Source organism: Cellulomonas sp. GbtcB1, from assembly GCF_019091725.1.
In the GTDB taxonomy this organism is placed as follows: domain Bacteria; phylum Actinomycetota; class Actinomycetes; order Actinomycetales; family Cellulomonadaceae; genus Cellulomonas.
The window spans coordinates 1-502 of the sequence record NZ_JAGXJG010000149.1; the positions used below are offsets into that span (position 1 = coordinate 1).

Consider the following 502-nt stretch of genomic DNA (forward strand, 5'->3'; position numbering starts at 1 on the left):
GGCGTCGACTTCAAGCACAACCCGGAGTTCACGTCGCTCGAGGTGTACGAGACCTACGGCGACTACGACACCATGCGGCTGCTCACCCAGCAGATGATCCAGGACGCCGCGACCGCCGTGCACGGCGCCCCGGTCGCGCGCCGCGCGGACGCCGACGGGCGGGTGACCGAGTACGACCTGTCCGGGACCTGGCCCGTGAAGACCGTGTGCCAGGCCGTCTCGGAGAAGCTGGGCGAGGAGATCACGGCGGACACCCCGGTCGAGGTCCTGCTCCGGCACGCGGACGCCATCGGGCTGGAGCTCGAGCCGTCGGTCACCTGGGGCGTCGCGCTCGAGGAGATCTACGGCGAGCTGTGCGAGAAGACCACCACCACGCCGGTGTTCTACACCGACTTCCCCAAGGTGAACTCCCCGCTGACCCGCCAGCTCCGCGTCGACCCGCGGCTGGCGGGGAAGTGAGGCCTGGTGGTCTTCGGCGCCGAGCAGGGGACCGCCTTCCTGT

The 502-nt window shown here is 70.1% G+C and carries 1 protein-coding gene; it reads left to right on the forward strand.

Translation table 11 applies throughout. The features are described 5' to 3' along the window. Window positions 1-459: amino acid--tRNA ligase-related protein (locus KVT14_RS20110; protein ID WP_306795880.1), on the forward strand; the 459-nt coding region annotated here is incomplete at its 5' end. Window positions 460-502: the final 43 nt, after the last annotated feature.